Here is a 4657-nt window from a genome sequence, read left to right on the forward strand (position 1 = left end):
TTTTTCGACAATTCCATTATACCAAAGGAACGTATTTATGCCTTTTTAATTGGCTGAAATATTGAATTTTCAAGGTTAATCACACCTTATTGGTGTGGGAAGTTTGAGTAATTAAATCATCCGAAAGCATTTCTCCACTATTCCAAGCATCTTCCCCTTCTGCTCCTGTAAGCCCGATACTCTTATGTATCGTTAATGCTGGATATCTGGTTGCCTCATACATTCTTTGTCTTGCTCTCCCAGTAGGTGCTGCCAGAAGGATCATGCTATCCATATTTATTTTTTCTTGTATCATGACAATAAAACGCAGCAGTGTTGTTTTTCCACTTCCAGGTCCTCCTGTTATAATAGAAACCGGATTTTGAAAGACCATTTCTATCCCTTCTCTTTGTCTTTCAGCCAGTTTGATTCTCTCTTTTGTCTCCAAACTGGAAATCCATTTTTCTACCTCATACTGCTTTAATGGATATCTGCTAAATTCCGCAAGTTGAAGCACTGCCTTTTGTTCCGCCTCATAATTTTTCTTAGAGTAAATTTTTGTATAACTGCAGACCAGTTCTTTATCATCTTTGATAAGGGAATTTCCTGCATCACGAATTTTACGTTCTGTGACACTGCCTTTTTTATCCCCCAGAAACAACAGGGGTTTTGTTTTTCTTAAAATTTCAGGCACCTCTAAATAGAGATGCCCTTCCCCTTCTGCTTCTTTTAAAACATATAATATGGCTGCCTTTATCCGTAAAGGATTATCTGCCTGAAAATGTTTCACTTTCCTTGCTATTGGATCGACCGTTTTAAATCCAAAACCTTCCATTTCACACAGCCGGAATGGATCTTTTTTAATAATGCTGACTGCTTTGTGTCCAAAATGTTCCTGTATTTTTTCTATCTTCTTTGGTGTTACACCCGCAGAAGATAAAAAAAGCGAAAGTTGACGAATATTTTCACTTTGATAATATCCATCTAAAATATTTTCTAGTTTTTTTTGTGTAATGCCGGGAATTTCAAGCAATCGTTCCGGACATTCTTCAAAAACATAGAAGGTATTTTTCCCAAACCGTTCTACAATCCTTTCTGCGATAACAGGTCCAATTCCCTTGATCAATCCGGAAGAAAGGTACGCTTTCACTCCTTCTTCTGTTGTTGGCATCTGAATCTGGAAAGAAGATACATGATACTGTTTCCCATACTTTTCCGATTTTTTCCACTGTCCTTTTAAAGATATATCCAACCCTTCATTTTGGGGCAGTTCACAGCCAACGGCTATAAACTGCTGTTTTCCAATTCCATTCTTCCCTTCAGGAATTTCATTTTCTGTTTCATATACCGCCACAGTATATCCATTTTCCTGATTATAATAAATGGAAGAAGAATATCTGCATTCTAACAAAACATTACCTCCTTGTAATCCACATATAGCGTCCAGAGAGTTTTACATAATAAGTCCCTTCTTTTTCCAATTCTTTCTTGATTGTCAGAATCTTTTGAGCCGGAAAATCACGAATTGCTGCAACCCTGCAAAAGCCTTTTTCTGTTCGAATACTGCACAGCCCATCTTTTCCAATGGAAAAAGAGTTAATGCCTTCTGCCGCCAGTTTCATGGAAATACGATGAATTTTTTCTCTTCCCTCCATGATATACCAGTCCCTTGCTGCTTTATCTACTTCATTTCGTTCTTTAGAAACACATGTTTCCCTTTCTTTTTGCATTTTCTTTCCCGCCGTTTGTTCCTGTCTGGAAGTTTGAACAATCGGCTTCTCTCTTTTCATTGTCTTTTCTTCATCTCTTTTTGCTTGTTGCTTCCCACTTTGGGAATCCTCTGTAGACTTCTCTCTTTTTACTTCTTCTGGTTTCTTTTTCAATCGGCAAATTGCTAAATATACCAATAGAATCGGCACTGTCAAGGATAATGTATTTACCAGAATTGCGAGGAAAAACGGCCATAAAAACGGGGCTAACAGAAATCCTGCAATACCCGATACAATACAAAAATTTTGATACTTTTTGAGAAAGTATTTCCATTTATTACTCATAACAGTACAAGTTCCTTTCTGCTAAAACACTTCTATGTTCAATCAAATCCATAATTGTTATACTCTGATTCCTGTACACGCTCAAATTCCTCATCTACCAGATTACGCTTTCTGCCATCACTACGTTTTCTCTCTGGCGAACGTCTTTTCGCCTGCCGGTTTCTTCTTTCTGAATTTGCTTTCTCTCTTTTTCTTAATTCTGTTCTCTTTTTAGGAGAGTTTTTCTTCTGCTTACTGTTTCTCTTATACGAAGATGCCGTATTTTTATTTGTTTTTCTTACACTTCTACGATATCCTTTTTCTTCTTCGTACTCTTCATCCTCATCTGCCTCCTCTTCGTTATCTTCATAGTCATCTTCGTAGTCATCCTCATATTCTTCCTCTTCATAATCGTCGTCTTCATAATCATCTTCTGTCTCTTCCTCATCCTCATATTCTTCCTCTTCGTCATTTCGCTTTCTAAGAAGTTCAATCCGGATCACAGTAATCTGATCCTTATATACCATATCCCCATCATCATTTTCGTAATTGTCATTTAAAAGTGTTCCATGGATTCCAATATAATCCCCCTCTTCAATGTACTCTTCGATATATTCTGCTGATTTATCAAAAGCCGAACAGCAAAAATAATCATATTTTTTTCCATCTTTTTTCTTAAAGGAACGCTTTACCGAAATACGAAAATTAGCAGCTAGACCATATTGAGGAGTCTTCTTGTTCTTGCGTCGTTTCCTCTTAAATTCATTGATTTCAGGTTCTGTCGCAACGTATCCTGTCATTATAAGTTCATTCATAATCCATCTCCTTTTTTTGATTCTGGCAGGAAAACTCTTTCCTGCCAAATGGGTATAAAAAAGGCACTTGGAATTTTCATTCTAAATGCCATATCTTATATCTGCATTGTTTCTAAATCATACTGAAAATCAGATCCAATACATCTTATAATCCTTTTTAAAATTTCGTATAGGTTCAGGTTCTCCTCTGCTACTGGTTTTATGCCTTTTATATAATTGGGCCAAAAACAGCCTTCATAGAACCGTTTCACCTGCATAAGAGGCGAAATGTAAATCCCCTGGAACCCCTCCTTCTGTCCGTTTACATTCCCTTCATTTTGAAAAAGTTTTAAATGCAGTGCCTCGCCGTTTCCTTTTTTATCCATCTGAAGCCATACTGTATGGTCTGCCAGACGGATACTGCTATGTAACATATAGATATCATCTCCACTACGGCACCAGATAATTTCCCCACATAGACCATTTTCAAATTGCGAAGTGATACAAACTCCATATTCCGGAATATCGGCAAAGCAAATCTCATCATTTACCGTTGGTATTGTTATTCTAACTCTCTTAGTATAACCTACATCCTTTCGGCATGCTTCAAACATTTGTTTTGTACTTTCATAATTTTTATTCTGTTCATACTCATAATTTTTCATCCTGATTCCTCCTGTTCTCTGGAAACTTTTTATTATCCAGTTTTTATATTTCTTCAAATTTTGTTTCATATTTTTGATACCCTTCAGAATCATAATCCTTTAGTTTTTCAGGGATGAAGTGAACTTTCTCATAAGTACAATATCCGATTCTTTTGCTTTCTCCTGTCACTTCCCCTAATCCATTTTCTATGATCCACGACAATATTTTTCTTCCATGATGGTTTGTATCCACATAAGAGCAATCTTTTTCACATACCTCATCCAGATCAACAGTCAGCACCGCCCATGGTGAAGGATATTTATACTTCCAGTTAATCATTTCGATTGACAGATTCCCTGTACCCATATATTCATCTACTTTTAACTGTATCGGGAATTCCTCTCCGAAGGCCTTATATGGGACTGTTTTAGGTTCCTTCTGGTTCCTATATTTTTCGTATTCTTCATTGCTGCAGCCTAACCAGAAAAAATAGTTCCAATCTGGTAAGGGTGGACAATATCCTTCTAATTGTTCTACTCTGATCTTCTGTAATGGCAGCAGCCTCTTTCTTCCTTCTTTTACAGCCTGTATCAATGGTTTTAACTTTTCTTCCAAATAAACCCTGTCAGGACAAATATCAATCCATTTTCCTTTTATCGTTGTTAAAAAGCGTTTCCCATCTAGCGTTCTTATTTCAGAGCGTTCTGCTGATAAGCTGTTCTTCAAGAAACTGATAATATTATTTTCCGTAGCCTGAAAAATAACTGCATCTTTACTGCACATCTCACTGTGAATCCCCTTTAAATACTCTTGATTCATGATTTTTCCTCCTGTTCTTCTTTCTTTTGTGGCTTATGTGCTATCCTCCTTTGCATTTGATTGAAATAAAAAAAGGCACCTAGAATGTTTTTCATTCTAAATACCTTATAAATCTTTATTTCTTAACTGAAACAGCCACCTGTTTCTAAAACGTGTTTCCGATTCTATACCGGAAGAAATTTTTGTACTCATCTTTGATATTTATGAGTATAAATGTAAATTCCTTTTTACCTTATCACAATATATAGTATATGTCAATATTTACATGCTGTATCCCACGACAAACGCATGAATGATCCTCTTTTTCTGACTTTGCCTGCTGTCTCTTTTTTAAGAATTTAACACTTCTTCTAAATGCTTCATTGGGCGCAATCCAATTACATACCG

5 protein-coding genes are annotated in these 4657 nt (G+C 36.3%); all 5 read right to left on the reverse strand.

Going from position 1 to position 4657, the window contains the following annotated elements:
- Positions 1 to 79: 79 nt before the first annotated feature.
- On the reverse strand, positions 80 to 1390 hold the full coding sequence (locus tag ACTQXY_RS15110) for a helix-hairpin-helix domain-containing protein (protein ID WP_441660159.1): 1311 nt from the start codon (positions 1388 to 1390) through the stop codon (positions 80 to 82).
- Between the two features lie 4 nt (positions 1391 to 1394).
- Positions 1395 to 2033, reverse strand: coding sequence for a hypothetical protein (locus ACTQXY_RS15115; protein WP_441660160.1), 639 nt, complete (start codon positions 2031 to 2033; stop codon positions 1395 to 1397).
- A 38-nt stretch (positions 2034 to 2071) separates the two neighbouring features.
- Positions 2072 to 2827, reverse strand: a complete 756-nt coding sequence (locus tag ACTQXY_RS15120; protein WP_441660161.1) for a single-stranded DNA-binding protein — start codon at positions 2825 to 2827, stop codon at positions 2072 to 2074.
- Between the two features lie 95 nt (positions 2828 to 2922).
- Entirely contained in the window at positions 2923 to 3471 is a 549-nt protein-coding gene (locus ACTQXY_RS15125) for a hypothetical protein (protein ID WP_441660162.1), read from the reverse strand.
- Positions 3472 to 3514: 43 nt separating this feature from the next.
- On the reverse strand, positions 3515 to 4270 hold the full coding sequence (locus tag ACTQXY_RS15130) for a DUF4313 domain-containing protein (protein ID WP_441660163.1): 756 nt from the start codon (positions 4268 to 4270) through the stop codon (positions 3515 to 3517).
- Between the last annotated feature and the right edge of the window lie 387 nt (positions 4271 to 4657).

Source organism: Faecalimonas sp. LCP19S3_D12, assembly GCF_052121495.1.
Classification (GTDB): domain Bacteria; phylum Bacillota; class Clostridia; order Lachnospirales; family Lachnospiraceae; genus Faecalimonas.

What these genes read in the sequence shown, in the direction of transcription:
- ACTQXY_RS15115 (WP_441660160.1), bottom strand. Translation starts at nt 2,033, where the DNA reads ATGAGTAATAAATGGAAATACTTTCTCAAAAAGTATCAAAATTTTTGT.
- ACTQXY_RS15120 (WP_441660161.1), bottom strand. Translation starts at nt 2,827, where the DNA reads ATGAATGAACTTATAATGACAGGATACGTTGCGACAGAACCTGAAATC.
- ACTQXY_RS15125 (WP_441660162.1), bottom strand. Translation starts at nt 3,471, where the DNA reads ATGAAAAATTATGAGTATGAACAGAATAAAAATTATGAAAGTACAAAA.
- ACTQXY_RS15130 (WP_441660163.1), bottom strand. Translation starts at nt 4,270, where the DNA reads ATGAATCAAGAGTATTTAAAGGGGATTCACAGTGAGATGTGCAGTAAA.